Source organism: Pseudonocardia sp. (genome assembly GCF_025965585.1).
GTDB lineage: Bacteria > Actinomycetota > Actinomycetes > Mycobacteriales > Pseudonocardiaceae > Pseudonocardia.
Genome location: NZ_JAOPWR010000367.1, coordinates 1 through 2,581, shown reverse-complemented (window position 1 = coordinate 2,581; position 2,581 = coordinate 1). Strand labels below are relative to the sequence as shown.

Sequence of the window (2,581 nt, the reverse complement as noted above, 5' to 3'; positions counted from 1 at the left end):
CATCACGACGATCCTGCTGAGCCCCGGCGCCTGGAACGACGACAGCGAGATCGTCGCCGAGCTGAACCGGCGCCTGGCCACCCTGCACCCCACCGGCGACCCGGCCTATTGGCAGTTCAGGCAGCTGCGTGACGCGTTCGGCGGCAGCAAAACACCCCCGGCGATCTCCGGGGCCGCCCTGAAGAACTTCCCCTTCGTGGACTTCTGCGGCGTCGTCGTCGCGCTGCCCTGGTCCGAACCCAAGGACGTGCAGGTGATGGTCATGTTCCCTGAGGCCCCCACCTACGAGGTGCTGACGGTGTCCGCGTGGCGCGGCGGGCAGGCGAACCGCCCCGGCACTATCTGACCCTGGCGCGCACTTCTCAGGCCTTGGCCCTGCGACCGGTACGCCGATGTAGCCGAGCGCTGGACGTGGCGTGAAGCGCTGGCCGTGCCGGCGAAACGGGAGTACGGCGTCGAGCTTCCGGCTGAACCTGCGGAACCGCTGCCGGCTGGTGGGCCGCGCTGACCTCGAGCGGCGCCAGGCGGAGCAGCTCAGCTGCGGTCCTCGGCCCGCCCGCGGCGGCGATCGTTACGCCGGTGAGGCGCTTCTCGCGCTGCTCCTCGGTCTCGGGCGGCGGGTTATAGGTATGGACGAAGTTGCCCGGCTCGAGAATCCTCAGCAGCACAAGCCCGGTGGCGCAGTCGCGGTGGCAGGTGAATTCGTCGTCGGCGAGTGCCCCGACGCACACCCGGCACAGCCGCGGCCGCTCGGAGAGGGTCTGCGTCATCGCGTTCCCTCCTCCGGCCGGTCGACGGCGATCAGCTGGCCGTCCTTGAACCAGGTGACACCGGTGAGCTGGACAGGATCCGGGACGTCCGAGACCCGCTTGTAGGTGGGCATCGCCTCGGTGGCGCCCTCCGGCGCGTTCGGCAGGTGGACCTCGAGGACGAGGGTCCGCATCGGCCCGGCGTGCTCCACGGTCGCGCCGACGAGCATCGCGTCCTTACCGAGCCGGAGCAGGTGCTCCAGGATCAACGGTTCGGTGATGTTCAGCTTGACCCGGCTCACCATGCGTCCCTACGTCGTCTGCGAGCTGCGAGCAGGCGGATGTCAGATCTCAGTTCCGGGCGGCGCAGCGCGGTGTCCATGGTCGCGCACGGCAGCCGCCGGCCCGTGATCGTCCGGAACCCGTCGTAGCCGCCCTGCCGGTAGGTGCGCCACCAGATCGACCGATCCCACCACAGGAGCCGCTTGTCGCTGATCTGTTTCGTGGGGGTGCTCACGGCGAGTCCTCGCCCCGGTACTTCGCCGCCACCTCGCGCACACTCTCCTCGCTGGAGTCGCCCGAGTCCCACCACTCAACCGCGCGCCACACGTCTTCGAGCTTCTGCGCGGCGGCTTCGGCTTGGTCGAGGAGGTCGAGGACGTGGCGGCTGGCCGCAGCGGCTTCCGTGGCATAGCCGAGTCCAGCGAGGCGATCGACCATGGACTCCAGGTCCCCGCGCTGCTCTTCCAGGCCGCGCACGTGGCAGTACAGGTAGTTGTACGAGCCGCCGCTCATGGAGACATCGCCCGCCCGCCGGTCATCGCGATCGCCGCATCCTGCTGCATCTTCGCGGGCACGTCGGACCTGATCTGCCACTCGGGGATGCGAGGATCGGGCCCCTGCCACCCCGCAATGACCTCTTCGGCCCGGGACCGCGCGCCAATCGGGCGCGGATTGCGGAAGTCCTCTCCCGCAGCGTCGAGGATGTCGCGGTACGTCTGGTGCGTGAACGTCATCCGAACTCCTGCCCGGCGACGGTCTGCGCGACCCGGTCCTCACCGGCCTCGATGCGGTCCGCTGCGTGGCGGAGCAGCGCGGCGAGGTCGGCCTGGAAGGCTGCCGTGTCGGCCTCGACCGTGACGGGAAGGACCAGGCCGCCGCCAAGGTGCGAGGTGGTTGTACCTGTGGTGAGCCTCATCGGCACGTCGACCGTACCGAGCTCCAACTCAGTGGCCCCGCACGTCAGCGTCACCGGGACCGGCAGGGCTGGCATCGCGGCCATCAGGTTTCCGGCTGGACGAGTGTGTGGGCGATGCCGGCCAGCGCGTCGGTGAGCTTGTCGACCCGCTTGCGCTCGGCGTCGTAGTCGCGTCGCAGCGCCCGGTTGTCCTCGACCCCGCTGAAGTGGGTGTTCAGGCCGTCGGCGAGCGCCCGGGCCATCCCGTGGTCGAGGACGAAGGTCGGCTTCACCTGCGCGCCCGGGGCGATCTCCTCCCACTCCCAGGTCAGGGTCTCGCCGAGCTCGCCGAGACGCATGATCGATGCGGGGCCGGTGTGTTCGTCGCCGTGGTGCAGGACGAGCGAGACGCCGACACTGAAACCGAACCCATGGTCACCGACGTACGCGCGGATCATTCGGCACCGTCCCCGGCGATGAAGGCCCGGAAGGTCTCGGCCCGCAACACGATGTTGCTCCACATCTCGCCTTGCTCGCGGGCGGCGATGGCCAGGTCCAGCGCCGCCAGGCGGGTAAGTTCGTCGCGGCCCGGCGCCTCGGGCCCCGCGTAGGTGTTCACCGCGACGCATTCGGCCTGGGTAACGGTCATGTCGTC

At 69.7% G+C, this 2,581-nt stretch carries 9 protein-coding genes; 1 reads left to right on the top strand and 8 read right to left on the bottom strand.

Translation table 11 applies throughout. The annotated features are described in order from the left end of the window. Positions 1 to 346 (top strand): hypothetical protein (locus JWR81_RS22465; RefSeq protein WP_297656493.1); only part of this gene is annotated, 346 nt, incomplete at its 5' end. A 16-nt stretch (positions 347 to 362) separates the two neighbouring features. Here JWR81_RS22465 and JWR81_RS22460 read toward each other — a convergent pair. From JWR81_RS22460 to JWR81_RS22425, 8 genes are all read right to left on the bottom strand, one after another. Beyond that, a complete protein-coding gene (locus JWR81_RS22460; RefSeq protein WP_297656490.1) occupies positions 363 to 770 on the bottom strand; it encodes a hypothetical protein in 408 nt (135 codons plus the stop codon). After that, positions 767 to 1,051 carry a hypothetical protein gene (locus tag JWR81_RS22455; protein ID WP_297656487.1) on the bottom strand — a complete coding sequence of 95 codons (285 nt, stop codon included), beginning with the start codon at positions 1,049 to 1,051 and terminating at the stop codon, positions 767 to 769. Before JWR81_RS22455 ends, JWR81_RS22460 begins: the two co-directional genes overlap by 4 nt. Continuing rightward, complete coding sequence (locus tag JWR81_RS22450; RefSeq protein WP_297656485.1) at positions 1,048 to 1,266, bottom strand: hypothetical protein; 219 nt, start codon at positions 1,264 to 1,266, stop codon at positions 1,048 to 1,050. The genes JWR81_RS22455 and JWR81_RS22450 overlap by 4 nt, the downstream gene beginning before the upstream one ends. Continuing rightward, positions 1,263 to 1,544 carry a hypothetical protein gene (locus tag JWR81_RS22445; protein WP_297656483.1) on the bottom strand — a complete coding sequence of 94 codons (282 nt, stop codon included), beginning with the start codon at positions 1,542 to 1,544 and terminating at the stop codon, positions 1,263 to 1,265. The genes JWR81_RS22450 and JWR81_RS22445 overlap by 4 nt, the downstream gene beginning before the upstream one ends. Continuing rightward, entirely contained in the window at positions 1,541 to 1,765 is a 225-nt protein-coding gene (locus JWR81_RS22440) for a hypothetical protein (RefSeq protein WP_297656480.1), read from the bottom strand. The genes JWR81_RS22445 and JWR81_RS22440 overlap by 4 nt, the downstream gene beginning before the upstream one ends. Then, a complete protein-coding gene (locus tag JWR81_RS22435; protein ID WP_297656477.1) occupies positions 1,762 to 1,947 on the bottom strand; it encodes a hypothetical protein in 186 nt (61 codons plus the stop codon). The genes JWR81_RS22440 and JWR81_RS22435 overlap by 4 nt, the downstream gene beginning before the upstream one ends. 83 nt (positions 1,948 to 2,030) lie before the next feature. Further along, on the bottom strand, positions 2,031 to 2,384 hold the full coding sequence (locus tag JWR81_RS22430) for a hypothetical protein (protein ID WP_297656474.1): 354 nt from the start codon (positions 2,382 to 2,384) through the stop codon (positions 2,031 to 2,033). Beyond that, on the bottom strand, positions 2,381 to 2,581 hold a 201-nt coding region (locus JWR81_RS22425), incomplete at its 5' end, for a hypothetical protein (protein WP_297656471.1). The genes JWR81_RS22430 and JWR81_RS22425, both read right to left, overlap by 4 nt.